We start from the raw sequence: 25,548 nt of genomic DNA, 5'->3' as shown, positions 1-25,548 counted from the left end.
GTGACAGCCTGCGGAGCGCCGGTAAGACCAGAACCCGTTCTGGCGCAGCGTGAAGAAACAGGAAGCCGGGGAGTCCCACACGGAAACCGTGCCGCGTAGCGGCACAGTTTCCCGTGGGACGGCCAGAATCCTCGGGCATCAGCCCAAGGAGCATGTCAATCGCTCCTGAGTGCCGCCGCGGTCCTCGCCTTGGCCGCCCACCCCGCGGGCAGCAGCGCTCCTGCCGCGGCGATCACCAGGCCGCCCAGCACAAGACCGGCCAGTACCGGTAGCGAGTAGACCGCCACGTCCGCCGCCGGGATCGCCGTGCCCGCCGCGTGGCCCATCACCGGTACCACCCACTTGTGCAGGGCCACGCCGACCGGCACACCGGCCGCTGCCGCGACCAGGCCGATACCAGCCACCGAGGTGAGCACCATGGCGACGGTCTGCCGCGGCGACATGCCGAGCGCCTTGAGAACCCCGAAGTCGTGGACGCGTTCGCGGGTGTCCAGCACCACCGTGTTGAGGACGCCCAGCCCGGCCACCGCGACCAGCATCAGGGTGAACATGGCCACCAGCCCGTCGATGGCGATGATGGTCGGGTTGATCCTCTTCCCGGTCGGGAGCACCAGGATGTCCGGCAGCCGCAGGGCCTTGCCGAGCGAGGTCGCGTAGGCGGCGGCGTCGGTACCCGGCTTCAAGTCGATGCTGAACTGCACCAGCTCCGAAGGGATCGTGAGGTCGAGCCCGGCCAAGGAGGAGCGGTCGGTTCGTAGGACCATGCCCCCCTCGCTGGTGTCCAGGTCCTCACCGACGATCCGCACCGCCGTGCGGCGGCCGCCCGCCGTGAGAGTGACGGTGTCACCGACATGCGTCCCCGTTGCCCTCAGGAAGCCGTGGGGGACCACGGCCTGCCCCGGGCCGTGGAACCAGTTCCCGGAGATCATCTGGTAGGCGCCCCAGGAGGAGTCGCCCTGATAGGCGATCACACGGGTCGAACCGGCCAGTCCGGCCACGCCGACCTGGGCCTGCGCGGTGCTGAAGTACTTACGGGTGCCCGGCTGCGCGGTGATCTTCGCGGCGATCAGCGCCGGATCGACCGTGTCGCCGGAGCCCTTGCGGGTCGGTGGCGCGACGTCCTGGACCGTCACCGCGCCCGCGTTCTCGCGGTTGAGCCCGTTCTGGACGCCGTTCACCGAGATCGCCAGGCCGGTCCCGAAGGTCACCCCGATGGTCCCGAAGAGGACAGCCGCCGCCACCGTCGCCGAACGGGCCGGCCAGGCAAAGGGGTTGGCCAGCCCCAGACTCAGCGCGCGTGGCAGCGGCAGCCTGCTGAGCAGGCGCCTCACCGTCCGGCCACGGCCGACCCGTGGCGTCCGGCCCAGGGCGATCGCCTCGACCGTGCGCAGGCTCCCGGCACGTAGTGCGGGGGCAAGCGCCGCTGCCGCGACCACGGTCAGCGCGGCGGCGGGGACGGCCAGATCGATCCATGGCGCGATTTTCAACGAGCCGGTTGTGTAGGCGCGTTGAGCCTCATGCAGCGCGGGGATCGCCATCAGGTTTCCGAGCACGACGCCGAGAGCGGTGCCGACCGTGGCCGGGATCAGTGCCTGGGCGACGTAGGCACGGACCACCTGCGCCGGGGTGAAGCCCAGGGACTTCAGGATGCCGATGCGCCTGGTCGCGGAGCCGACCGCGCCGCTGACCACAGTGGCGATGACCAGCACCGACATGACCAGGCCGAGCACCCCGAAGGCGATCACGAAGGGGACGAGGGTCGATGTCGTGCGGGTCGCGGACCGTTCGGCTTGCAGAGAGGAGGCGGCCCCGGTCAGTGACTTCGGGGGCACGGCGGTCTCGACCGTCCTGCGGTCGGCGGTGACCTCGGCGTCGGTGGCGGCGTGACGGAAGCGGTAGAGCATCTGCAGAGCGGGCCTGCTGCCCGGCGCCGTCAGGGCCGCCAACTGCGCGGGAGAGACCCAGGCATCCGCGGTCGCGGTCACCGACCGGGCCAGCCCCACAACGGTCAGTACCGGCTTGTCCGGCAGGTCTGGAAAGGACAGGTGGTCGCCCACGCTCAGCGGCGTGTTCTGGTCGCTCAGTACGATCTGCCCTCTGTCTGTGGCCCAATGGCCCGCGACGAGGGACAGGTCGTCAACCGCCCCGCCCGTGTCCGCCCGGCCGACCACGCTCATCTCGGGCATGACACCGCCCACCGGCATCCGCGACCTGTTGGCACCGATCCGGGGGGACAGCGACTGCACCGGGTAGGGCCCCGCGGCAGCGGTCACGTCGGCAAGGTGCGCGGTCGTGGCGACCTGCGCGGCGGTGGCCGCGCTCGGATCGAACCAGGCCGTCAGATGTGCGCCACGCTGTTTGGCGAAGGCGTGCTCGAACGGCGCCCTGGAGGCCACCAGCAGTCCGGTCGCCAGCACCGCCGCGGCCACCGCCATCGTGGTGGTCAGCACCATCACCAGGGTCTGGATCCGGCGTCGGCCGACCCCGGCACGGACCACCTTGCCCAGTGCCCTCATCCGGCCGCCGCCCGCATCACATCGCGCGCGATCCGGCCGTCGACCAGCTCGACGGTGCGGGTCGCGCAGGAGGTGGCGAGCGCCGTGTCATGGGTGACCAGCACGATCGTCTGCCCCTCCTGGTTCAGCTCGGCCAGCAGGTCCCTGACCTCCGCCGCGGAGGAGCTGTCGAGCGCGCCGGTCGGCTCGTCGGCCAGCAGCAACTGCGGACGGTTCATCAGGGCCCGGGCCACCGCGACCCTTTGCCGCTCACCACCGGAGAGGCGGCCGGGGAAGGTACGCGCGTGCCGGGCGATGCCCAGGCGCTCCAGCAGGCGGGCCGCCCGGTGTCGGGCCAGGGCTCGCGGCTGTCCCGCCAGCTGCGCCGGCAGCAGGATGTTGTCCTCCACGGTCAGGTCGTCCAGCAGATTGAAGAACTGGAAGACCATCCCGATCCGTTCCCTGCGGTACCTCGCCAGGGCGGCCTCGCCCTGCCGGTCCAGGCGCAGTCCGCCCACGGTGACCGTGCCCTCGGACGGCCGGTCCAGCCCGGCGATCATGTTGAGCAGGGTGGACTTGCCGCTGCCCGAGGGTCCGAGCACCGCCAGTGCCTCGCCGGTATTCACCTCCAGGTCCACGTCGGCCAGCGCCGGGCGCCCTTCGTCGTACTTCTTGTTCACGTCGCGGATCTCGATGATCGGCGCGGTCACGGTTCCTCCACGGGTCGGCGGAAACGGCCGGGTACCGCTCCTGCGGCACTTTCCTCGATGCCTCCCAAGAAGCTAGGAACAGAGGGGAGTTCGCCGACACGGGGCTGAGCGGGGTCTTGGAGGTGTAGCTGGCTACATCCCTGTTTCGGGGCCCAGGACGCATGCCCGTCAAGCTGCTTGCCCCGCACACTGGTCCGGACCGACAGGGGGAGGAGAGCGGATGTGAGCGGTAGTGCGATCACCCCGGGCGGAGGGCCCCGGGGGCGGGCCCGGACTCAGCCGCCCGCACCGTGGCGTGCGGTGGAAGGGGAACCTGAGCCGTCCCGGGTCGGCAGCGGCGTGCTGGCGGCCGTCCGGCTGTTCGCGATCTGGGGCGTCAGCCTGGTCGGGGCCGCGGCCCTGCTGGCCGCCCCCGGACTGCTCCTGGTCACCGTGAACCAGCCCTGGCATCCGCCGACGGCCGCGATGGCGGACGACAGCAGCAAGAGCAGGGGCCAGTTTTGGCTGCTGGTGGTCCTCACTCTGATCTCCTGCACGGTACTGGGGGCGCGCCGGCTGGTCCGCAGCGGCGCCGACCAGGACGGCAAGGCCGCCCTCGGGGCGGGTGGGGCGGTGCTGCTCGTACCTCCGGTCCTGGCGCTGGCCGCCCTGGTGGTCCGCCGTGGGCCGCTGCCCGGCGGCAACCACGGCGTCGTCTGGCTCAGCCTGCCCCTGCTCGCCTGCAGTCTGCTGGGCATGCGCTGGGTGGCCGGAGTGCACCGCAGGATGGCGGGCTCATGGAGCGGGACGCCCATCGCCGTGCCCTACCGTGCCGCGCCCGCCACCGCCAACCGACCTTGGTGGGGTCGAGCACGGCTGTGGACGCGATGGGTGCTGACCGACCCGGCGACCTGGCGGGACCTGCTGTGGACCTCCTTCACAGGGGGCGTAGGCACAACCCTTGCCGCACTGGTCGCCGCTCCCGTCTACGTCGCGGCACAGCTGTTCGGCACGTTCCTCGGTGCCGGCCCGGTGGGCCAGAAGCCGGCCGCCGCACACGTCTTCCTGGCAGTGCTCACAGTGACGACAACGCTGCTGGTGGCGCTGCCGATCGTGCTGTGGGCCGCCCCCCGGCTGATGCTGGGATACAGCCGGTCGGCCCGCTATCTGCTGGGCCCGAGCCGGCAGGAGGAACTGGCGCAGCGCGTCGACCACCTGGCGCAGACCCGGTCCGACACCCTGGACGCCGGGGCGGCCGAGATGCGCCGGATCGAGCGCGACCTGCACGACGGGGCACAGGCCCGGTTGGTGGCCATGGGTATGGCCCTGGACACGGCACAGCACCTGGTGGTCAGCAACCCCGAGGCCGCGCAGAGCCTGTTGGTCGAGGTCAAGGAGTCCTCGGTGAAGGCGCTGGCCGAACTGCGCGACCTGGTCCGCGGCATCCACCCGCCGGTGCTGGCCGACCGGGGCCTGGCCGACGGGGTCCACGCGCTGGCCCTGGACCTGCCGCTCCGGGTGCACTTCACCGGCGAACTGGCGGGCCGGGCGCCCGCTCCGGTGGAGTCGGCGGCCTACTTCGCGGTGAGCGAGCTGCTGGCCAACGTGACCAAGCACGCCGAGGCCCGGCAGATCTGGATCGAGATCGGCCATGACAACGACCTTGGTGCGGGTACGCTCCGAATCACCGTCACCGACGACGGTCGGGGCGGTGCCGACCCGACCGACGGCACCGGCCTGTTCGGTGTCGAGCGCCGGCTGGCCGCCTTCGACGGCGTACTCGCCGTCAGCAGTCCGCCCGGCGGTCCGACCATCGTGAACATGGAGATCCCGTGCGCGTTGTCATCGCCGAAGACCTCTTCCTCTTGAGGGATGGCCTGACGCGCCTGTTGGAGGCCCACGGATTCGAGGTGGCGGCCGCCGTCGACAACGGTCCCGACCTGCTGGCCGCGGTGGCGGCCGAGAAGCCGGACGCGGCGATCGTGGACGTGCGGCTGCCGCCGACGTTCACCGACGAGGGCCTGCGCGCCGCGCTGGAGGCCCGACGGCTCTCCCCGGGGCTTGCCGTGCTGGTGCTCTCGCAGTACGTCGAGCAACTGTATGCCCGCGAACTGCTGGCCGCAGGACAAGGCGGCACCGGTTATCTGCTCAAGGACCGGGTGATGGACGGCGACCAGTTCGTCGACGCCGTCCGGCGTGTGGCGACGGGCGGCACCGCGATGGACCCCGAGGTGATCGCCCGGCTGCTGGCCCACAACTCCGCCGACGGCGCCGTGGCCGCGCTCACCCAGCGCGAGCGGGAGGTCCTCTCGCTGATGGCGGAGGGGCGCTCGAACGCGGCCATCGCCCAGCAACTGGTGATCACCGAGCGGTCGGTGTCCAAGCACACGGCCTCGATCTTCACGCGGCTCGGCCTGCAGCCCTCCGACGACGACAACCGGCGCGTCCTCGCCGTGCTGGCGTACCTCAACCGCTGAGCGCCCTCTGGAACTCAGCGCGCCGTCAACTCCGTGAGCGGCAGGGTGTGGTGAGTGTGGACCGCCTTCGCGCGGAGGTAGCGGACGTTCTGGGCCGTGGTGAAGACGCCGGTGGGGACGCGGTCGGTGACCGTGAGGCCCAGGGCGCCGAGCTGGGAGGCCTTGTCGGGGTTGTTGGAGAGCAGGTCCAGGGTGTCGATGTCGAGGGCGCGGAGCATCTGGGCGGCGGCCGTGTAGTCGCGAGCGTCCGCGGGCAGACCGAGCGCGGCGTTCGCCTCGTACGTGTCCAGGCCCTGGTCCTGGAGGGCGTAGGCGTCGATCTTGTTGTAGAGGCCGATGCCGCGGCCCTCCTGGCGGAGGTAGAGCAGAACGCCGCCCCGGCCGGCGATGCGCTGCACCGCCTCACGTAGCTGGGGACCGCAGTCGCAGCGGGCCGAACCGAAGACGTCGCCGGTCAGGCACTCGGAGTGCAGCCGCACCAGCGGGGCGCGGCCGGCGGCGGGCTCGCCGAGGAGCACCGCCACATGCTCCTGGCCGTCGGTGAGGCCGTGGAAGGTGACGACGTCGGCGGTGACCGTGTAGCCGTCGCCGAAGCGGAGCGGGACCGTCACGCGGGTGCGGACCGTGGCGGTGGGGAGGCCGGTCGTGTCGCTGCTGTCGTGGGCGGCACTGGATGCCGTGGCGTCGCGGGGGTCGCACATGTCGGTCGTCCTTCTCCGGGCCGGCGGTAGCGGGTGCGGAGGATGCGGCCCATGCTTCGCACGTGAAGCGCACCTCGGTCGGAGACTGTAATCAACCACCTGAGTCCGGCCGGGTCCCGGCCGGCGGACCCTGATCACAGCAGCACACCCCGGATCCCGACCACTGGAGCGCGTCCCCATGGCCCACCCCTACGTCCTGTTGTCCGCCGCCGTCTCCCTCGACGGCTACCTGGACGACACCGGGCCCGAGCGGCTCCTGCTGTCCGGGCCGGAGGACTTCGACCGGGTCGACGAGGTACGGGCGGGCAGCGACGCGATCCTCGTCGGCGCGGGCACGCTGCGCACCGACAACCCGCGGCTGCTGGTCAACTCCGCCGAGCGGCGCGCTGCCCGGGTCGCCGCCGGGCTGCCGGAGTACCCGCTGAAGGTCACGGTCAGCGCGTCCGGAGACCTCGACCCGGATGCCCGTTTCTGGCACACGGGCGGCGCGAAGATCGTCTGTACGACGGACCGGGGCGCGCAGCGGCTGCGCGCGCTGCTGCCGGCGGACGTGGAGGTGGTCGCACTCGGTCCCGAGGTGGAGTGGCGGGCCGTGCTCGCGCACCTCGGGAACGCCAAGGGGGTACGGCGGCTGATGGTCGAGGGCGGCGGGCACGTGCACACCCAGCTGCTCCAGCAGGGGCTCGCGGACGAGCTGCAGCTCGTGGTGGCGCCGCTGTTCGTGGGAGAGGCGGACGCGCCGCGGATGTTCGGGCCCGGGACGTACCCGCCGGGGCGGATGCAGCTGGTGGAGACGCGACCGGTCGGGGACGTCGTGCTGCTGCGGTACGTCCCCACGGCGCCCGGCACCGGGAGGCAGGCCTCGGCCGCGGACCGGCGGTGGCTGGAGAAGGCCTGCGAGCTGGCGGCGCAGTGCCCGCCCTCCCGTACGGCCTTCAGCGTCGGCGCGGTGATCGTCGCGGCCGACGGGACGGAGCTGGCACGGGCGCACTCGCGGGAGGGCGGCGATCCCGTGGTCCACGCGGAGGAGGCGGCGCTGGCGAAGCTCGACCCGGCGGACCCCCGGCTGGCCGCCGCCACGGTGTACAGCAGCCTGGAGCCGTGCGCCCGCCGTGCCTCCCGGCCCGCGCCGTGCGCCCGGCTGATCCTCGACGCCGGGGTGCGGCGGGTGGTCACGGCCTGGCGCGAGCCGGACACGTTCGTGGCATCGGCCGACGGGAGCGGGGTGCTGGCGGCGCAGGGTGCGGAGGTGGTGGTCCTGCCGGAGTACGAGCAGCGGGCGAAGGCCCCGAACGCCCATCTGCTGTCCCCGCCCGGCCGCTCCTGACGGCACCGGTGGCGCTGAAACAGCCGGTGCGGGAGGGCGGCGCGAAACCTGTGTGCGGGGAGTCCCGTGAATGACGTACACTGGAATCACCGACGCGGGGTGGAGCAGCTCGGTAGCTCGCTGGGCTCATAACCCAGAGGTCGCAGGTTCAAATCCTGTCCCCGCTACTGATGGCCGAGGGCCGGAATCCGAAAGGGTTCCGGCCCTCGGTGCATTTTCCCCTCGCGGCCGTCGGCGGGCACGCCCGGCGCGAGAGGCCGGACGCGTTCCTGAGGAGCGGTCCGCCACATCGGCGGTCGTGCGAGGGAGGTGCGGGCTCCGCCGACCGTGCGCCGCTCCCGTACCCCCGATCTTTGTCACAGCACGTGAGCAAACCGTCCCTGTGCGCATAACAACTGACGCACCGTCAATACCTGTGAGGTGGCTGAGGTGCGGTCAACTCGCCCGTTTTCCAACGCTCATGAGGTGAAAGTCCAGGCCGAGGACGTCAATGATCTGGCGGAACAACTTGGAATACGGCCCCTGTGTCTATTAACGTTCGATAACGCAGCGCGGTCGTCCCAGCCGTCACAAGAGGCGGCTCCGTGCGCGTGTGCCGAATCCCGCAAGGGAACCGGGGAACCAACACCCTGGGGTGAATCGGGCGGATGCCGCCGTGGAAGCACGGCCGGAATGCGCGCGTAGGAGACCTTCCCGCTCCGAACCCGTCAGCTAACCCGGTAGGCGAGACGGAAGGAAAGGAGCGCGCCTTCGTGGCGTCCAACCGGCCTGCCCAGAACACCTCGTTCGCCCCCGAGGACACCCAGACGTACGGCTTCGTGGCTCGCGCCGACGAGGGCCCCTGGGAGGAGTGGAGCCCCTCGGAGGAGTCCCTCCGCCCCGTCCGTGGCAGGCACCGCGTCAAGCAGCGCGGGGGCGGTCTCGCACGCAGCTCCACCGTTCTCGGCGTCGGCGTGATCGCCGCCGTCGGCGCGGGCGGCATGGCCACCGCCCAGACCGGCAAGCCGCCGGTGTCGATATCCCTGCCGGACCTGCCCTCGGTCAAGGACTCCGCCAAGGCGCTCATCGGCGAGGACAGCGAAACCCCGAAGGACTCCGCCACCACCCTCAGCGACGTCGGCCTGACCACCGCCGACGCCACCTCGGGCACGGACGACGCGGGCGAGGCACTGCGCGCCCGGATCATGCAGCAGGCCGATTCCCAGCAGAACCAGCTCGACCAGGAGGCCGCGCGCGTCGCTGAGGAGGCCGCCGCGAAGAAGGCCTCCGAGGACGCGGCCAAGGCGCAGGACGAAGCCAAGGCCAAGGCCGCCGCCGAGAAGAAGAAGGCGGAGGAGGCCAAGCGGAAGGCGGAGGAAGAGGCCAGGAAGAAGGCCGAGGCGGAGCGACTGGCCGCACTGGCCAAGCAGTACTCCCTGCCGACCTCCTCGTACACCCTGACCTCGCACTACGGTGACCCCGGCACCATGTGGTCCTCCGGCCACCACACCGGCCTGGACTTCGCCGCGCCCACGGGCACGCTCCTCAAGGCGATCCACACCGGCACCATCACCGAGGCGGGCTGGGCCGGCGCGTACGGCTACCGCACGGTCCTCACCCTCGATGACGGCACCGAACTCTGGTACTGCCACCAGTCCTCGATCAACGTCAGCGTCGGGCAGAAGGTCAACACGGGTGACGTCATCGGGCGCGTGGGCGCGACCGGCAACGTGACCGGGCCGCATCTGCACCTGGAGGTCCACCCGGGCGGCGGCGACGCGATCGACCCGCTGGCGTGGCTGCACGGCAAGGGCATCAACCCCTGAGAGCCGAGGCCCCGAGCCCCTGACGCACACCCCCTCTGATCCCCGGCGGTCCTGACGGCTACCCCCCCGACGTCAGGGCTGCCGGTCAGGTGTTCCCGGACCGAAATGTGTCGATCTGCTGGTTTACGGGAACTTTGCGACCGTTCCGGAAGTCAGGGCTCAGGTCCGGGCGTTGACTTCGGGTATGACTTCTCTTCGCAAGCTCGGCTCCTCGGACCTCGAGGTCTTCCCGCTCTCGCTCGGCGGCAACGTCTTCGGCTGGACCGCCGACGAGGCGCAGTCCTTCGCCGTGCTCGACGCGTACACGGCGGCGGGCGGCAACTTCGTCGACACGGCCGACGTGTACTCGGCATGGGTCTCCGGCAACAAGGGCGGCGAGTCCGAGACCATCATCGGCGACTGGGTGAGGGCGCGCGGCAACCGTTCCGACGTCGTCATCGCCACCAAGGTCGGCCAGCACCCCGACCACCAGGGGCTCACCGCCGACACCATCAAGGCCGCGGCCGACGCGTCCCTGCGCCGCCTGGGCACCGACTACATCGACCTCTACTACACGCACTTCGACCGGCCGGAGGTTCCGGTCGAGGAGATCATCGGCGCGCTCGACGACCTGGTGAAGGCGGGCAAGGTACGGGCCATCGGCGCCTCCAACATCTCCGCCGAGCGCCTCCAGGAGTCCCTGGACTTCTCCGACCGGGAGGACCTGGCGCGGTACGTGGCGCTCCAGCCGCACTACAACCTGGTCTCCCGTGACACCTACGAGGGAGCGCTGCGGGACGTCGCCTTCCGTGCCGGGCTGGCGGCCGTTCCGTACTACGCCCTCGCGTCCGGCTTCCTGACCGGCAAGTACCGTCCGGGCACCACGGTGGACTCGGCGCGGGCGGAGGGCGCGGGCAAGCACCTGGAGACCGAGCGCGGACGCCGCGTCCTGGCGGCCCTCGACGAGGTCGCGCGGGCGCACGGCGCGCAGGTCGCGACGGTGGCCCTGGCGTGGCTGGCGGCCCAGCCGACGGTCGCGGCACCGATCGCCTCCGCCCGCACGGTGGAGCAGCTGCCGGCACTGCTGGCGGTGAGGGACCTGACGCTGACGGACGAGGAGCTGAAGCTCCTCACGGAAGCGTCCGCCTAGCGGAATCACCCGACGCCACGACGGTGATCGGTCACGAAGGTGATCGGTCACCACGGCGGGATCCGGCGGTGCGGAACGGGCCTCAGCCCTGTGAGCGATACGGGTTGTAGCCGGGATACGGCGCCGCCGGCTGGTACTGCGGCACCCCGTGCACCGGCGGGTACCCGTAGCCCGGCCACACCGGCGGTGCCACCCTCGGGGCAGCCGCCCGCGCGGCGTACGCCAGCGCGGGCCGCGCCACCCCCCGCCGCGCCCACAGACCGGAAAGCAGCTCCCGCTCCCGTACGACGAAATCGGACCCCGCACGCCCCCGGTTCCCCTTGCGACGCAGGAACGCCAGCGACGTCGCGTACGCCTCGTACTCCGCGACCGAACGCGCCGCCGCCTTCCCGCAGTGGTGTCCCGCGTACTCCCGGGCCAGCCGCCGCGCCCGCATGGAGCCGAGCGCGAACGGTTCCACCGGCCCCAGCCATCCGGCGACCACATACGCCGGCAGTTCCTCCCGCACGGTCCGCAGCTCCCGCTGCCGGGTCCAGATGACCAGCCAGGTCAGCAGCCCGAACGCGGGCACCATGAACGACGCGTACACCGCGAAGAACCCGTAGTTGCCGAAGGCCGACGACCCGTTCCACAAAGCGTGCATGCCCATCGCGAGCAGCAGTCCGCCCAGCGGCACCAGGACCCGGCGTACGTGCTGGCGCTCGGCCGAGAGCGCGGCGACGCCGAAACCGATGCCGGTGAGCACGGTGAACAGCGGATGCGCGAAGGGCGACATCACCACGCGGACGAAGAACGTCGCGGCCGTCACGGACGCCAGCCCGCGCCCCCCGCTCAACTGGTCCGTGCCGAAGGCCGTGCCCAGGTAGAGGATGTTCTCGGTGAAGGCGAAGCCGGTCGCGGTGACCCCGGCTATCACCACCCCGTCGACGATCCCGGAGAAGTCCCGTCTGCGGAAAAGGAAGACCAGCAGCACGGCGGCGGCCTTCGCGGACTCCTCCACGACGGGCGCTATGACGGTCGCGCCGAGCGTGTCGGCGCTGCTCGGATCGGCGGTCGCGGTCGCTATCCACTTGGTCGCGAAACTGTTCGCGACGATGGCGATGAGAGCGGCCGCGCACGCGCCCCACGCGAAGGCGAAGAGCAGATTGCGCCAGGGCCCCGGCTCGACCCGGTCCAGCCAGCGGAACGCGGCGATGAGCAGCGGCACGGGCAGGACCGCGAGCCCCAGCCCGACCAGGAACCCCTCGGTGCCGGTCTGCTGTCGTACGAGGGCGAGGATGACGAGCCCGGAGAGCGCGAGGAGCGTGATCGGCGCCCCGTACCGCACCCACCGCCTCTGCCACCAGTGCGCAGGGCTGAACGCCCTTACGCCGGCGTCGCCTTCGGGATGCGTCGGATACGGGGGAAAGGTGGCCACGGCATCGACCCTAACGAGACAGGGGCGCCGCCCGCGATGGTGCCCGTGGGGCACGCGAGGCGCTCAGTCGTCGGCGGAAGGCTGGTCCGGGTGCGGTACGCGCCGGAACAGCAGATCGTTCACGACATGTCCCTTGTCCAGGCCCTGGCCCTCGAAACGGGTCAGCGGCCGGAAGCCGGGCCGTGGCGCGTAACCGCCATCCGCCTGCGTGTTCTCGAAGTCCGGGTGCGCGGTGAGAACCTCGAGCATCTGCTCGGCGTACGGCTCCCAGTCCGTCGCGCAGTGCACCAGCGCCCCCGGCCTGAGGCGACGCGCGGCAAGCGTGAGGAACTCGGGCTGGATGAGCCGCCGCTTGTGGTGGCGCTTCTTGGGCCAGGGGTCGGGGAAGTAGACGCGCAGTCCGTCGAGTGAGTCCGCTGCGAGCATCTCGCGCAGCAGGATGATCGCGTCGCCGTTTGCTACGCGGATATTGGTCAGCTTGTACCGGTCGGCGAGGGCCAGCAGATTGCCCTGGCCCGGGGTGTGCACATCGACCGCGAGGATGTCGGTGTCCGGGGAGTCGGCGGCCATCCGCGCGGTGGCCTCGCCCATGCCGAACCCGATCTCCAGCACGACGGGGTTGGTGTTCCCGAACAGCTCGGAAAGATCCACGACGCGCTGCCCGTCGATGTCCAGCCCCCAGGTGGGCCACAGCCGCTGCAACGCGTCCGCCTGCCCGGCCGTCACCCGGCTGCGCCGCGGCTGAAAACTCCGGATCCGCCGCTCGAAGTGCGACCCGGCGGGATCGGCCTTCGGCCCGTCGGGGAACCGAGGCTCCCCCTTGGCCCGGGGATGGGCTACGGCCCCACCGGGGGCACGCGGGGGCCGACCGACGGGGATGGCCTCGGGGTCTTCGGGGGCGAAGTGAAGGGAGTCAGACACAGTGGCACCAATTTTACGGGGCCGCCGCCCGCGACCGGTCCGTCGAGCGGTAGGCGGGCATTCGGAACAGGCCTACGCCCTGGTTGTGCCGTGGCACTGGTGCCCGCCTGTTGGGGCACTAGTCCTGGCCCAGCACCGCCAACGCCCTCCGTGCGACCTCCCGGCCGATCGGCAGCGAAGCCGTGGCGGCGGGGGACGGCGCGTTCAGTACGTGCACCGCCCGTGGCCCCTCGCGGATCAGGAAGTCGTCCACCAGCGTCCCGTCCCGCAGGACGGCCTGCGCCCGCACCCCGGCGGGGGCCCGCACGAGGTCCTGCGGACCGACCGACGGCAACAGCCTGCGCACCGCCTTGGTGAACGCCCCCTTCGACACCGACCGCCGCAGCTCCCCGGCCCCGTACCGCCAGTGCCGCCGCGCTATCCGCCACGCACCGGGCCATGCGACCGTCGCGCCCAGCTCCCGAGGTCTCAGGACCCGCCAGGCGTACCCCTCGCGTGCCAGCGCCGGCACCGCGTTCGGTCCGATGTGCACCTCTCCGTCGATCCCCCGGGTCAGATGCACCCCGAGGAACGGAAACGCCGGATCCGGCACCGGATACACCAGCCCCCGCACCAGACCGGGCCTCGCCAGGGAGTAGTACTCGCCACGGAACGGCACGATCCGCATCCCCGGGTCGTCCCCGGTCAGCCGGGCCACCTCGTCACAGTGCAGCCCGGCGCAGTTCACCAGCGCACGGGCGCGCAGGACTGTTCCGTCGCCGGTCAGTACGGCGACCCCGAGCGAAGGGCGCCGGTCGATCCGTACGACCTCGGTCCCGTACCGGATGTCCGCCCCCGAGGCCTCGCCGAGCTGCCGGGCGACCGCCGTGAAGTCGCAGATCCCCGTGGTCCCGACATGTATGGCCGCGACCCCTCGCACCTCCGGTTCGTACTCCGTGATCTGGGCCGGGCCCAGTTCCCGTACCGGGATGCCGTTCTCCCGGCCGCGCTGCACGAGCGCGTGCAGACGGGGGAGTTCCTCCCGGTCCGTCGCGACGATCAGCTTGCCGGTGACGGCGTGCGGAATTCCGTACTCCGCGCAGAACTTGACCATCTCGGCGGCGCCCCGCACCGCGTAGCGCGCCTTGAGTGAATCGGGGCGGTAGTAGATCCCGCTGTGGATGACCCCGCTGTTGCGCCCCGTCTGGTGGTGGGCCGGGCCGGGCTCCTTCTCCAGGACGGTCACCCGTGTGCCCGGCGCGGCGCGCGTGATCGCATACGCCGTCGACAGGCCGACGATTCCGCCGCCGACCACCAGCACGTCACAGTCGTACGCGATCCTGGGCACCTGCTCCACCTCCCGGTTCGATAGTGCACTGTGCCACTGACAATGCCCTCATGCCCGAAAGGCGTCGGCGCTCAGGCCGGAGCCATCAGCAGTGGCCGTGCACGCTCCCGCAGTTCCGCGACGCGCGGTTCGTCGCCGTACGGCTCCAGCCGGTGCAGAAGATCCCGTACGTACTCGGTGGTGCGCGCCGACGAGATGCGCCCGGCGACCTCCACCGCTCGCACGCCCTGCTCGCACGCCGCGTCCAGGTTGCCCGACTCCAGCTCCGCGACCGCGGACACCACCAGTCGCAGCCCGTGGGAGCGTACGAACTCCTCCGTCGGGCGGGACAGGGCCTGCTCGGTGAAGCGGCGGACCTGGCGCGGGGCCTTGAGGTCGCGGTAGCACTCGGCGGCGTCGGCCGCGAAGCGGTCGTACGAGTAGAACCCGAGCCAGGAGGGATCGGTGTCGCCGTCTCGGGACCGCTCCAGCCAGCCCTCGGCGGCCTTCAGGGCCGCGCCGGCCGCCTGAGCGTCACCCGCGCGGGCGTGTGCGCGGGCCTCGACGAGCCGGAAGAAGCTCATGGTGCGGGCCGTGGCCAGGCCGCGGTTGCGCTCCAGAGCGGCCTGGGCGAGGTCGACGCCTTCGTCGCCGAAGCCGCGATAGGTCGCCTGAAGCGACATGGAGGCCAGGACGTAGCCCCCCAGGGGCACGTCGGCGGCCGCGCGCGCGAGGCGCAGCGCCTGGATGTAGTAGCGCTGGGCGGCCTCCTGTTGTCCGGTGTCGAAGGCCATCCAGCCGGCCAGGCGCGTCAGTTCGGCACTCGCGCCGAACAGCGCCCTGCCCACCTCGTCCGAGTAGGAGCCGAGCAGCAGCGGGGCCGCCTCCACCCGTAGGCACTCGGGCACCATCGACGAACGCCAGTCGCCGCCCCCGTACTTGGAGTCCCATCGCCTGGCGTCCTCCGCGGCCTCGCGGAGCTTCTGGACATCGCTGTGGCCGACCTTCTGTGGTGCCCCCGACCCGTCAGCGGGGCTCGGGTCGCGCGCCACCGAGCTGTCGGCCGGGGTTATCAGCCAGCGGGAGGCGGGGGTGGCATAAGCGCTCACCGCGAAGGATCCGGCCAGCGACTGCCAGATGCCGCCGCCGGCCCGGCGCCCGGCGAGGTCGAGGCGGTACAGCTCGGTCGCCGACCTCACTGCCTGCGCCACGTCCCGAGGGAAGGCGAGGCCCACCTCCGGTGCGGGATCCGCGTCCGCCAGACCGATCTCGTGGAGCGGTACGGGGCGGCCGAGTTTCTGGCCGATGGCCGCGGCGATGAGGTGCGGGGCGGCGCCCTGCGGGACCATGCCCTTCGACACCCAGCGCGCCACCGAGGTCTTGTCGTAGCGAAGAGTCAACCCGCGCTGGGCGCCAAGGTCGTTGACGCGCCGGGCGAGTCCTGCGTTGCTGATTCCCGCGAGGGCGAGAACCGTGCCGAGCTTTTCGTTCGGCCCGCGTTGCTCCCTGGACATGCGCCACCCCTCGACACAGACGGCTGCCGCGGGATTGGCATAACCTCGCGGCATTCGTAAACCCAGCGTAGTTCGCCGCATCCCGTGCGTTAAGGGGCGTAAATCCGGATGGCGGGATTGTGGTCCGCACCCCAGTACGGAGTGTTGCCACGTGCTCCCGTTGTGTGGCCGTGCGCCTGTCCGTGCGCTCTTCTCCGGCCACCGGGGGAGCGGTTCGATGGGCCTTGCGTGGGTCGGCCCGCTGTACTGGATCCAGTGGGCTGGGGGACACCGCCGCCTCCATCCCCGCGGGCGGCGGACCGGTCCGGGAGGCGAGCTCCGCCTCCCGGACTGTGCGTTGCGCAGGGCCTGTACGGAGCGTGCCCAAGTCCGCTCCGTCACAGCCGATTTGGCCGAAAGTTGACGGTGGAGCGCAGAGGCGATCAAGGCTCCTACCACGCCTCTTGAGGGCGCGAAGGGGCTTTTGGGGGAGCGTATCGAGGGCGCATTCGCATCGCCGCATTTCCCGACGGCCACGCCCGGAGCGGGAGTTCACCGGCTCACGGGTGTCCCCGCAGGGGCGCGTTACGGGGCGCACAAGCGGTGGCACACGCCCTCGGGCGCGCATTCTTCGTGGCAGCATGGGAGCCGTTCGTGCGGTGCACTGGTTGTCCACAGCCTGTGGAGGCGTCGATGCGGTGGTTGGTGGGGTGGAGCAGCGCCGCCGCGGGAGCCGCCGTGCCCGGCACTGCCGGGGCCACCGGACACGACGGCGAGACCGTGCACCCGGTGGGCTCCCAACTCCTGTGGGGCGACCCCGATCCGCTGTGGGCGGTCGGTGACTGGCGCCCAGACGAGGTGCGCGTCGTGAAGGCCGACGCGCAGACCCGGATCGCGGTCCTCGGCACGTGCGGGGCATCCGACGAAGAACTGCGCGTCGGGCTGTTCGCGGCCCGCGGAGGGGCGCTTCGCCATCTGACGGCCTGGCCCGGCAGCTACACCGCCGTCGTCCAGGTCGGGCGAAGGATCACAGTGTGCGGCGATCTGGCCGGTGCGCGACCGGTGTTCCACACCCCCTGGGCGGGCGGCACGGCCTACGCGACCGCCGCCCTCCCGCTCGCCGACCTCATCGAGGCCAACCTGGACTTCGGGCACCTCGCGGCGCTTCTCGCGGCTCCCGACGTACCGGCCGCGGTGCACGACTCGACCCCGTACGACGGCGTCCGTCGCATTCCACCGGGGCATGCCCTCATCCTGCGCACGGGAGCACGCGAGGTAGCCGGGTACGAGCCGGTCGCCTCTCTCGCGGTCGCGGCTCCGGCGGCGGATCCCGCCGCCGCGGTGGACGCGGTGCGTGACGCCCTCGTCGACGCCGTCCGCGCGCGTCTGTCGGCGCCGCGGCACGTCCCGGGCATGGACATCGACCCGGGGCCCGTCCCCGGGATGGGACCGGCGGAACGGCGCGCCGCGCGCGGGATGCCGGTCCCGGGGATCGGCGCCGACCTCTCCGGAGGGCCGGCCTCGGGCACGCTCGCGCTGCTTGCGGCCGGGCTCCCGGGAATGCCCGGAACGGTCCTGGGCCACGGCACCGGAGCCGGGGAGCGCCTGCTGGCCGTCACCTTCAACGACCTTGCCGTGGGCGGACGCGAGGCCGAGCTGGAACGGGCCGGCGCCCTGGCGGCCAACCCCCGTCTGCACCACGTGGTGGTGGCCGGTGGCGAGGAGGTGCTCCCGTACGCCGACCTGGAGGGCCCGCTGACGGACGAGCCGGGACCGTCCCTGGTGACGGCGGGCAGACATCGCGCGCGCCTGGCGTCGGGCAGTGCGGACCACTTCACGGGCCACGGCGCGCGCCAGGTCCTTGACGCGCACCCCGCCCGCCTCGCCGATCTGTTGATGGACCGCAAGCGACGTCATCTCGTGCGTCCGGTGGCCGCGTTGGCGAAGGCCGACGGCTCGGTGCTCGTTCCCGCGCGCGTGTACGGCGCGGCGCGGAAGCTGGCCCGCACGCCGTACCGGGCCGGGGTCGACGGACTCGCCGATCGCCTGATGCGGCGAAGGTTCGAGGAGCCCGGGGGTGCCGTCGGGGCGTCGCTCGCGGCGCTCACCTGGGCCAGACCGGGGCCGGCGGCGCGCTGGCTGACCGGTGAGGCTCTCGCTGAAGTCTCGGCCCGCCTGCAAGCGGCCGGGGGCAGGGCGTGGGTCGGTCCCGGACAGTTCCCGGGCGACTTCCGCGCGCGGGCGGCTCTGGCCCGGCACGCCGCGGACCTCCGCGTCCTTGAACAGGCGTCCGAGATTCGCTCCCAGCGGCTGCACTCGCCTTTTCTGGACAACCAGGTCGTCCGTGCGTGCCGGGCGCTTCCCGAGGCGCTGCGGGTGCAGCCGGGGGCGCGAGCCGCGATCCTGCGCACGGTTCTGGAGGGGGCGGGCATCGCCGGTCTGCCGCCGGGCTGGGGCGCTCCCTCGCACGGCTCCTCGGCCGTCGCGACCCGCGCGGGCCTGCGGGTGGCCGCGGACCCACTGATCGCCCTGTTCGACACCCCGCTCCTGGCCGAGGCGGGCCTGGTGGAGGCGCGGGTGGTCCGCAAGGCGGTCCGGGCCGCCGCGGACGGCGCACCACTCCCCCTGGACGGCCTCGCGGACCTGGTCTCCCTCGAACTGTGGCTGCGCCGTCTGCTGGCCCGCCGGGGCACGTGCTGGACCGGCACACCCGCACGAGCGCGTGCGGTACCGGCGGGGATCTCCGCGCGCGGCCGGGCGCTGGGCGCGGGAGCGTAACGGCACGCCGAGAGACGGACGGCGACGGTACGGCGCCACTCCAACCGCTCGCGCGGTCAGTGTCCGCTCCGTCCGCCTGAGGAACCACGCCGGGCCCCGCCCCGAACAGCCCGTGACCAAGGGATCCGCCGGCCGCGGAGAGCCCGGAACCTCAGGGGCATGCCCGCCTCACACAGGGCGTGACCGCAGACCCTCCAGGAGGATGTCGAGCAGCCGAGTCGAGGCGGCTGCCTGCTGGGTGGCGTCCGGCAGCAGGGGCGCGGCCGTCGCGATCACCAGCAGCACGTCCGCCACGGTCACGTCCGCCCGCAGTTCACCCGCCGTGCGGGCTCGCTCCACGAGCTGCCCGACGACCTCCAGCAGCGTCGCCGCGCCCGCGTCGTCCAGCTCCGGTCGCTGCTCGACCAGCCGCAGCTCGGCGGTCGGCTGGGACCGTTGCTGCGGCAGCCGCGCCTCGTCGGCCGGCGCCGCGTCGGACTCCGCGGAGTCTCCCTCGACGACGCCCACCCGCAGCACCTGCGGTGGCAGCAGCCGCCCCGCGCCCGACGCGACCGACATCCGCAGGAAGCGCGCGAGCGCCGACCACGGCTCGTCCTCCTCGCCGAGCGCCGCCCGGGCCTGGCCGGTCAGCCGGGAGGTCTCCTCCTCGGCTATTCGTCGTACCAGGACGTCCTTGCTCGGGAAGCGCCGGTACACCGTGCCGACGCCGACCCTCGCGCGCCGCGCCACGTCCTCCATCGGCGCTCCGTACCCCAGCTCGCCGAAGACCTCGCGTGCCGCGCGCAGTACGTGCTCCAGATTGCGCTGTGCGTCCACGCGCAGCGGTGTCGTCCGCGGGCCGTCCCCGCGCCCGTCGCCCGTTGACGCGCCCACCGTGCCGGCCGGTGCCACGGCTGACGCGGATGACCAGTGAGTGTCCTGAATGTGCATAAACGATCCCCCGGTAATGACGTCTCCCCCCGGAGACACTTCCCGTCATCGGAAGCCGGAGCGTATGGAACAAGCGTTGTTACGCGACCGGGTCCGCCCGTCGCGGACCTGTCGAGCGCATTCCCCCTACACCCCGTCGACATACGAACATAGTTGACTGGGAGTCAATTCAGAAGGGGCAGGTTCCGCACAGAGCGCCCCCCGATCGGAGTACGGGCCGCTTACATCCTGATTGCGCCCTCCCCCGCCACCCCAGACATGCCCGCTGACCTGCGCTCCTTCCCTGTATTCCGGCATATCGGCCAACACCGGCCGCCGCCTTCGCCCGGTCACACAATTTGCTGGGCCTGTGGACAAACTCGAGCGACGGGTGCGTCATGGGATGGTGACGGCTGCGATCCATCGGGCGAAGGCCCCAGAACCCCGGAAGTGCGTACGCGTCCTCATCGTCGGCGGCGGCTACGTCGGCCTGTACACGGCCCTGCGCCTGCAACGGAAGCTGAAGGCGGAGATCAGGAAGGGCGAAGCCGAGATCGTGGTGGTCTCGCCCGATCCGTACATGACGTACCAGCCGTTCCTGCCCGAGGCGGCGGCCGGCGCCATCTCGCCGCGCCACGTGGTCGTCACCCTGCGCCGGGTCCTGGAAGACTGCCGGATCCTCGTCGGCGAGGTCACCTCCATCGACCACGCGGGACGCACCGCCACTCTCTCCACGCTCGCCACCGAAGAGACCGGCCGCACCGAACAACTCTCGTACGACGAGCTCGTCCTGGCACCCGGCTCCATCTCACGCACCCTTCCGATCCCCGGTCTCGCGGAGCACGGCATCGGCTTCAAGACCCTCGAGGAGGCCATCGGCCTGCGCAACCACGTCATCGAACAGATGGACATCGCCTCCTCCACCCGCGACCCCGCGATCCGCGACGCGGCCCTCACCTTCGTCTTCGTGGGCGGCGGGTTCGCCGGCGTGGAGGCACTCGGTGAACTGGAGGACATGGCCCGCTACGCCGCGCGCTACTACCACAACGTCAAGCCCGAGGACATGAAGTGGATCCTCGTGGAGGCCTCGGACCGCATCCTGCCCGAGGTCGGCGAGGAGATGGGCCGGTACACCGTCACCGAGCTGCGTCGCCGCAACATCGAGGTGCGTCTGCGGACCCGCCTCCAGTCGTGCGCCGACCGGATCGCCGTCCTGTCCGACGGCGCGCGCTTCCCGACGCGTACGGTCGTATGGACCGCAGGGGTGAAACCGCACCCGGTCCTCGCGGCCACCGACCTGCCCCTGAACGGGCGCGGACGCCTGAAGTGCACCCCCCAGCTGACCGTGGACGGCGTCACGCACGCGTGGGCCGCGGGAGACGCGGCCGCCGTCCCCGACGTCACCGCCGAGGAGCCCGGCAGGGAGACCGCCCCCAACGCCCAGCACGCGCTCCGCCAGGCCAGGCTCCTCGGCGACAACATCGTGCACGCGCTGCGCGACGAGCCCCTGGAGACGTACGCGCACAAGTACGTCGGGTCGGTGGCCTCTCTGGGACTGCACAAGGGCGTCGCGCACGTCTACGGGCGCAAGCTGAAGGGCTACCCCGCCTGGTTCATGCACCGGGTGTACCACCTCAGCAGGGTGCCGACCTTCAACCGCAAGGCCCGTGTGCTGGCCGAGTGGATGCTGGCGGGGCTCTTCAAGAGGGAGATCGTCTCCCTCGGATCACTCGAACATCCCCGTGCGGAGTTCGAACTCGCGGCCGGTGGAAAGCCTTCAGGAGACCCGAAGGGGTCGTCCTGACCGGATGCAGGAACTCCGCCGGGGGCGTAGGCGTCTGACGGTTGTTGGTCCGGTCGGCCAGACTGGTCCACGCGCCGGGACAGGCCGATCCCGCCCCGGCACATCCACAAGGCTTTCCCACCGCGGCACACCCCGGGGGCAGGCCCCGGACCCCTGATCGGATCCGGAGCCGGCCGAGACGACAACGACGAGGCAAGGAATCGGTGGACTTCACGCGCTGGAGCGCCCGGCTCCCCGGAACACAGCGCCGCGCCGCAGCGCGGGCCGAGCACACGGTCGTCACGGACCGGCGAGGAGAAGGCTCCGTACCCGCGGCCCGCGGCGAGCAACTCGCCGACGACACGCCGGGTGTGCCCGCCGTCGACGAACTTCCGGTGCGCGAGGTCCTCGACCGCGTCCCGGCCCTCGTCGCCCTGGTGCACGGCCCCGACCACCGCATCGCGTACCTGAACGACGCCTATGTGGCGGCCTTCGGCGCCCGTCCGGTCGGCGAACCCGCGCGCGAGGCACTGCCCGAGCTGGACGAACTCGGTCTCCTGCCCCTCCTCGACCAGGTGCTGCGCAGCTCCAGGCCGCGCACGGTCAAGTCCCGCAAGGCGCCAGGAGGCCGCTCGTACACGTTCACGTGCACACCGGTGGACATGCCCGACGACACGGCCGGGGGCGTGCTCGTCTTCGCCGCCGACGTCACCGACCACGCCGAGGCCGCCGAACGGCTGCGCGCCAGCGAGCGCGAACAGCGCGAGACAGCGGTGACTCTCCAGCGCTCCCTGTTGCCCCAGGAGCTGGAACAGCCCGACGACCTGCGCATCGCCGCCACCTACCAGCCCGGCGAGACGGAGGCCGCGGTCGGCGGCGACTGGTACGACGTGATCACCCTCGGCGGGGGTCGCACGGCCCTGGTCATCGGCGACGTGATGGGCAGGGGCGTACGGGCGGCCGCGGTGATGGGCCAGCTCCGTACTGCCGTCCGCGCGTACGCCCGCCTCGACCTGCCCCCGCACGAGGTCCTCCAGCTCCTCGACGGCCTTGCCATGGAGATCGACGCCAACCAGATCGCGACCTGCGTGTACGCCGTCCACGACCCGAACGAGGGCCGGCTGGTGTACGCCTCCGCGGGCCATCTCCCGATCCTGGTGCGCGACGAGAACGGCGACGTTCTGCGAGCCGACGAACCCACCGGACCGCCGCTCGGTACCGGCGGCTGGATGCACACGTCGGGCTCGGTACCGCTGGGGCCCGGCTCCACCGCGGTCCTATATACGGACGGCCTGGTCGAGCGCCGGGACGCGGACCTGGACGAGGGCATCGCCGCCCTGGAGAGCGCGCTCGCCGGTGCCACGGGTACGCCGCAGGTGGTCTGCGACCGCCTGGTCCGCTCCGCGGGCGTCACCGCGGGGCACGACGACGACGTGGCGGTCCTGGTCCTTCAGCACCCGGCGCGTACGGGCCCGGACGGTGAGCTCTTCCGCAACGCGGCCCTGGAGCTGCTCGGCGGGGTGGAGGCGGCTCCACGCGCGCGTGCGTTCGCCTCCGGCGTCCTGACGAGCTGGCGCTTCCCCACGGAGCTGCACGATCTGGGGGTGCTGGCGGCGAGTGAACTGGTCGCCAACTCGCTGCAGCACGGGACGCCGCCGATGAGGCTGCGCCTGCGGCGCACGGACCGGCGACTGATCATCGAGGTGACGGACGGGGATGACCACCTGCCCCGCCGCCGCCGAGCGGAGCCGGCGGACGAGGCGGGCCGGGGGATCGCGATCGTGGCGACCATCGCCGCCGACTGGGGGTCGCGGCGGACACCGGGCGGCGGCAAGGCGGTGTGGTGCGAGTTCACGCTGCCGCGATGAGCCGGCTGAACGGAACGGGGTGTCCGGGGGCTGCGCCCCGGACACCGGCCGAGCCGACGGGCCTCGTCCTCACACGCCGGACGGGCTGATCTCCGCTCGTTCCGCACGACCAGCCGTTCCTTGGGTCACCACCCGGCTCTTGGCCGACCACGGCTGGTCCTGCGCCGGCGTGAGGTGCCGCCCGAGCCTGATGGCCAGGACCGTGATGCCCAGCGAGCACAGCAGGAACGTCACGACGTACGGTCCGGGCAACGACGCGGCCAGGGGGCCACCGATGGCCGGGCCCACCGCGAGGGCGAGCTGCTTCACCAGGGCGAAGGCCGAGTTGTACTGACCCGCCAGCCCCGTCGGTGCCAGATCCGCGACCAGCGGAGCGACCGTCGGCGAAAGCAGCGCCTCGCCGAGACCGAAGAGCCCGTACGTCGAGATGAAAGCCGCGGTCGCCATGGCCCGGCTGCCGTGCCCCAGCCCCGCGTACGCCGCGGCGGCCCAGGCGACGGCCCAGATGATCCCCACGGACGCGATCACCCGGGTCCGCTTCTTCCGCTCCACGAACCTCAGCACCGCGAACTGCGCGACGACGATCACCGCCGTGTTGGCCGCCAGCGCCGTACCCAGCGTGGACGGCGAGATGCCGGCCGCCTCGACGCCATAGGCGCTCAGTCCCGACTCGAACTGCCCGTAGCAAGCGAAGAACAGCACGAAGCCCAGCACGCACAGCTGCACCATGGCCCGGTTGCCCAGCAGCTGCTTCCAGCTCGCCTTCCCGCCCTGGGGCGCTGCATCGTCGATCTTCGGAGCGCGGGGAATCCGCACGGTCGACATGATCACGACGAGCAGCAGGAACATCGCCGCCTCGATCGCGAACAACAACGTGAAGGACATCGCGCGCGATGTGTCGACGAGATGGCCGCCGATCAGCCCTCCGACACCGAGCCCCAGGTTCTGCAGGAAGAACTGCATGGCGAACGCCCGTGACCGCGTCTCCGCGGTCGAGCAGTCCACGATCATCGTGGCCAGAGCCGGCTGCATCACGGCCTGCCCGGCGCCGAGCAGCGCCGCCGACAGCAGCACGGTCGTCGCACTGCTCGCGAGCCCCAGGCTCAGCGCGCCGACGGCGGCGGTGACCAGCGAGGCGAGCAGCACCGGAAGCGGGCCGCGCCGGACGATGGCCCGCCCGGCGAACGGCAGCACCACGAGCGCGGCCACGGCGAAGACGGCGAGTACGAGACCTGCCGTCACAGCACCGAGATTCCGTACCTGCGCCACATAGACGTACAGATACGGAACGGTGAAGCCGAGGCCGAACGCGCTGAGTGCGTTGCCCACATGAACCCGGCGCATCGCTGCGCCCATTGCCCTGGTCACGTTCACCTGCCTTAGGAAGAGGGACCGCCGGGACCGGGACGTGATGTCTTACCCTTGAAGCGGTTAACCCTGAAGACTTCGAAGCTAAAGTTCGAAGCTAAACAGTACACGTTGAAGGACTTCAACGCCAAGCGAGCCCGTGCCATACTGCGGCCATGGGCGACACATACGGCGTCAGCGAGCCGACCCTCGACGAACAGATCGCCGCCTACCAGCGCGAATTCCAGGACCTGGACCCGCAGGTCGAGAAGATCGTCTCGGCCCTGTCCCGCCTCAACCGCCGGATGAACGTCGCCTACGGCCGCCAGACCGCCGCCCTCGGCATCAGCAACGCCGAGTGGGAGGTGCTCAAGGCGCTGGTCCTGTCCGGCATCCCCTACCGCATGGGGCCGGGCGAGCTGGCGAAGCGGCTCGGTCTGACACCGGCAGCGATGACCCACCGCATCGACCGCATGGTGAGCGAGGGCCTGGTCACCCGGGAACGCGACGAGGCCAACCGTGTCCGTGTGATCGTCGAGCTGACCGCCGATGGCCGCGAGAAGTGGCTGGAGGCCATGCGTCTGGCCACAGTGTTCGAGGAGGACCTTCTCCAGGACCTCTCTCCCGAGGAGCGCGTGGTTCTGGGCGAGGCGCTGACGCGTCTGCTGCGCCGTGTGGAACATGCCCAGCCGGACGCGGGCGGCCGGCTCAGCGACCTCGACTGACGCCATCGACTGTTTGGCGTCGCGTCACCGTGGGAAGGCTTGACAGTCCACCCGCCGATCCGTAAGGTTCTCCGAGTTGCCACGGAGCCGTAACGGTTCTGCGGGAGCACATCCGCCGCAATAGCGGCACCCAAACCAGCACGATCACCCGACAGGGTTGAATTCGACGTGCTCGAATTCAATTCGATTCGGTTTCGGTGATCCCTGATCCACTCGATTGGGAATCACGGAGGAGATCCGCTAAAGTTTGGGACGTCGGAACGGCCCAGCGGCCGGGAAGACAAACCCCGCTGACGGGGAATCAGGGCCGAAAGGATCTGATAGAGTCAGAACCGCCGGAAAGGGAAACGCGAGAGCGGGAACCTGGAAAGCACCGAG

Annotated in this window: 18 protein-coding genes, 1 tRNA gene and 1 riboswitch; of the genes, 10 read left to right on the top strand and 9 right to left on the bottom strand. The window is 71.5% G+C overall.

Translation table 11 applies throughout. The features are described from left to right. Nucleotides 1-155 precede the first annotated feature (155 nt). Both ACWDEX_RS35385 and ACWDEX_RS35380 read right to left on the bottom strand, forming a co-directional pair. Nucleotides 156-2,516 carry an FtsX-like permease family protein gene (locus ACWDEX_RS35385; protein WP_450468566.1) on the bottom strand — a complete coding sequence of 787 codons (2,361 nt, stop codon included), beginning with the start codon at nt 2,514-2,516 and terminating at the stop codon, nt 156-158. Further along, nucleotides 2,513-3,205, bottom strand: coding sequence for an ABC transporter ATP-binding protein (locus ACWDEX_RS35380; protein ID WP_450468565.1), 693 nt, complete (start codon nt 3,203-3,205; stop codon nt 2,513-2,515). The genes ACWDEX_RS35385 and ACWDEX_RS35380 overlap by 4 nt, the downstream gene beginning before the upstream one ends. Nucleotides 3,206-3,505: 300 nt before the next feature. Here ACWDEX_RS35380 and ACWDEX_RS35375 point away from each other — a divergent pair, with 300 nt between their 5' ends. Both ACWDEX_RS35375 and ACWDEX_RS35370 read left to right on the top strand, forming a co-directional pair. Continuing rightward, nucleotides 3,506-5,053: a sensor histidine kinase gene (locus tag ACWDEX_RS35375; RefSeq protein WP_450468564.1), complete on the top strand. Its 1,548-nt coding sequence runs from the start codon at nt 3,506-3,508 to the stop codon at nt 5,051-5,053. Further along, nucleotides 5,017-5,661, top strand: coding sequence for a response regulator transcription factor (locus tag ACWDEX_RS35370; protein ID WP_450468563.1), 645 nt, complete (start codon nt 5,017-5,019; stop codon nt 5,659-5,661). Before ACWDEX_RS35375 ends, ACWDEX_RS35370 begins: the two co-directional genes overlap by 37 nt. Nucleotides 5,662-5,675: 14 nt before the next feature. On the opposite strand, the gene ACWDEX_RS35365 is transcribed toward ACWDEX_RS35370, so the two are convergent. After that, nucleotides 5,676-6,362 (bottom strand): GTP cyclohydrolase II, encoded by a 687-nt coding sequence (locus tag ACWDEX_RS35365; RefSeq protein ID WP_450468562.1) that lies wholly within the window; start codon nt 6,360-6,362, stop codon nt 5,676-5,678. Nucleotides 6,363-6,540: 178 nt separating this feature from the next. On the opposite strand from ACWDEX_RS35365, the gene ACWDEX_RS35360 reads away from it, so the two are divergent. The 4 genes from ACWDEX_RS35360 (at nt 6,541) to ACWDEX_RS35345 (ending at nt 10,623) form a co-directional block, all read left to right on the top strand. Next, a complete protein-coding gene (locus ACWDEX_RS35360) occupies nt 6,541-7,689 on the top strand; it encodes a dihydrofolate reductase family protein (RefSeq protein ID WP_450468561.1) in 1,149 nt (382 codons plus the stop codon). Between the two features lie 93 nt (nt 7,690-7,782). Next, nucleotides 7,783-7,856 (top strand) — tRNA-Met (locus ACWDEX_RS35355). A gap of 416 nt (nt 7,857-8,272) precedes the next feature. After that, a riboswitch (cyclic di-AMP (ydaO/yuaA leader) is annotated at nt 8,273-8,430 on the top strand. An 11-nt stretch (nt 8,431-8,441) separates the two neighbouring features. After that, on the top strand, nt 8,442-9,494 hold the full coding sequence (locus ACWDEX_RS35350) for a M23 family metallopeptidase (protein ID WP_450468560.1): 1,053 nt from the start codon (nt 8,442-8,444) through the stop codon (nt 9,492-9,494). A gap of 184 nt (nt 9,495-9,678) precedes the next feature. Beyond that, entirely contained in the window at nt 9,679-10,623 is a 945-nt protein-coding gene (locus ACWDEX_RS35345; RefSeq protein ID WP_450468559.1) for an aldo/keto reductase, read from the top strand. A gap of 82 nt (nt 10,624-10,705) precedes the next feature. Here ACWDEX_RS35345 and ACWDEX_RS35340 read toward each other — a convergent pair whose 3' ends face one another. The 4 genes from ACWDEX_RS35340 to ACWDEX_RS35325 all read right to left on the bottom strand — a co-directional run bounded on the left by ACWDEX_RS35340 (nt 10,706) and on the right by ACWDEX_RS35325 (nt 15,781). After that, entirely contained in the window at nt 10,706-12,040 is a 1,335-nt protein-coding gene (locus tag ACWDEX_RS35340; RefSeq protein ID WP_450468558.1) for a PrsW family intramembrane metalloprotease, read from the bottom strand. Between the two features lie 63 nt (nt 12,041-12,103). Next, a complete protein-coding gene (gene trmB, locus ACWDEX_RS35335) occupies nt 12,104-12,961 on the bottom strand; it encodes a tRNA (guanosine(46)-N7)-methyltransferase TrmB (RefSeq protein ID WP_450468557.1) in 858 nt (285 codons plus the stop codon). 118 nt (nt 12,962-13,079) lie between these two features. Then, entirely contained in the window at nt 13,080-14,297 is a 1,218-nt protein-coding gene (gene lhgO / locus ACWDEX_RS35330) for an L-2-hydroxyglutarate oxidase (protein ID WP_450468556.1), read from the bottom strand. A 62-nt stretch (nt 14,298-14,359) separates the two neighbouring features. Next, nucleotides 14,360-15,781, bottom strand: coding sequence for an MFS transporter (locus ACWDEX_RS35325; RefSeq protein WP_450468555.1), 1,422 nt, complete (start codon nt 15,779-15,781; stop codon nt 14,360-14,362). Nucleotides 15,782-16,453: 672 nt separating this feature from the next. Between ACWDEX_RS35325 and ACWDEX_RS35320 the strand changes: the two genes are divergently transcribed. Beyond that, a complete protein-coding gene (locus tag ACWDEX_RS35320) occupies nt 16,454-18,538 on the top strand; it encodes an asparagine synthase-related protein (protein ID WP_450468554.1) in 2,085 nt (694 codons plus the stop codon). A 168-nt stretch (nt 18,539-18,706) separates the two neighbouring features. Here ACWDEX_RS35320 and ACWDEX_RS35315 read toward each other — a convergent pair whose 3' ends face one another. Next, nucleotides 18,707-19,468, bottom strand: coding sequence for a TetR/AcrR family transcriptional regulator (locus tag ACWDEX_RS35315; RefSeq protein ID WP_450468553.1), 762 nt, complete (start codon nt 19,466-19,468; stop codon nt 18,707-18,709). Between the two features lie 382 nt (nt 19,469-19,850). Here ACWDEX_RS35315 and ACWDEX_RS35310 point away from each other — a divergent pair, with 382 nt between their 5' ends. Together ACWDEX_RS35310 and ACWDEX_RS35305 are read left to right on the top strand one after the other, a co-directional pair. Continuing rightward, entirely contained in the window at nt 19,851-21,251 is a 1,401-nt protein-coding gene (locus tag ACWDEX_RS35310) for an NAD(P)/FAD-dependent oxidoreductase (RefSeq protein WP_450468568.1), read from the top strand. A gap of 203 nt (nt 21,252-21,454) precedes the next feature. Further along, nucleotides 21,455-23,098, top strand: coding sequence for an ATP-binding SpoIIE family protein phosphatase (locus ACWDEX_RS35305; RefSeq protein ID WP_450468552.1), 1,644 nt, complete (start codon nt 21,455-21,457; stop codon nt 23,096-23,098). A gap of 69 nt (nt 23,099-23,167) precedes the next feature. Here the strand turns inward: ACWDEX_RS35305 and ACWDEX_RS35300 are convergent, their stop codons facing one another. Further along, nucleotides 23,168-24,454, bottom strand: coding sequence for an MFS transporter (locus ACWDEX_RS35300; RefSeq protein ID WP_450468567.1), 1,287 nt, complete (start codon nt 24,452-24,454; stop codon nt 23,168-23,170). 167 nt (nt 24,455-24,621) lie between these two features. On the opposite strand from ACWDEX_RS35300, the gene ACWDEX_RS35295 reads away from it, so the two are divergent. Further along, nucleotides 24,622-25,170, top strand: coding sequence for a MarR family winged helix-turn-helix transcriptional regulator (locus ACWDEX_RS35295; protein WP_450468551.1), 549 nt, complete (start codon nt 24,622-24,624; stop codon nt 25,168-25,170). Nucleotides 25,171-25,548: the final 378 nt, after the last annotated feature.

The organism is Streptomyces sp. NPDC001020 (assembly GCF_053599115.1).
The sequence above is the reverse complement of the archived record's forward strand: the minus strand, read 5'-3'. Positions and strand labels throughout refer to the sequence as shown.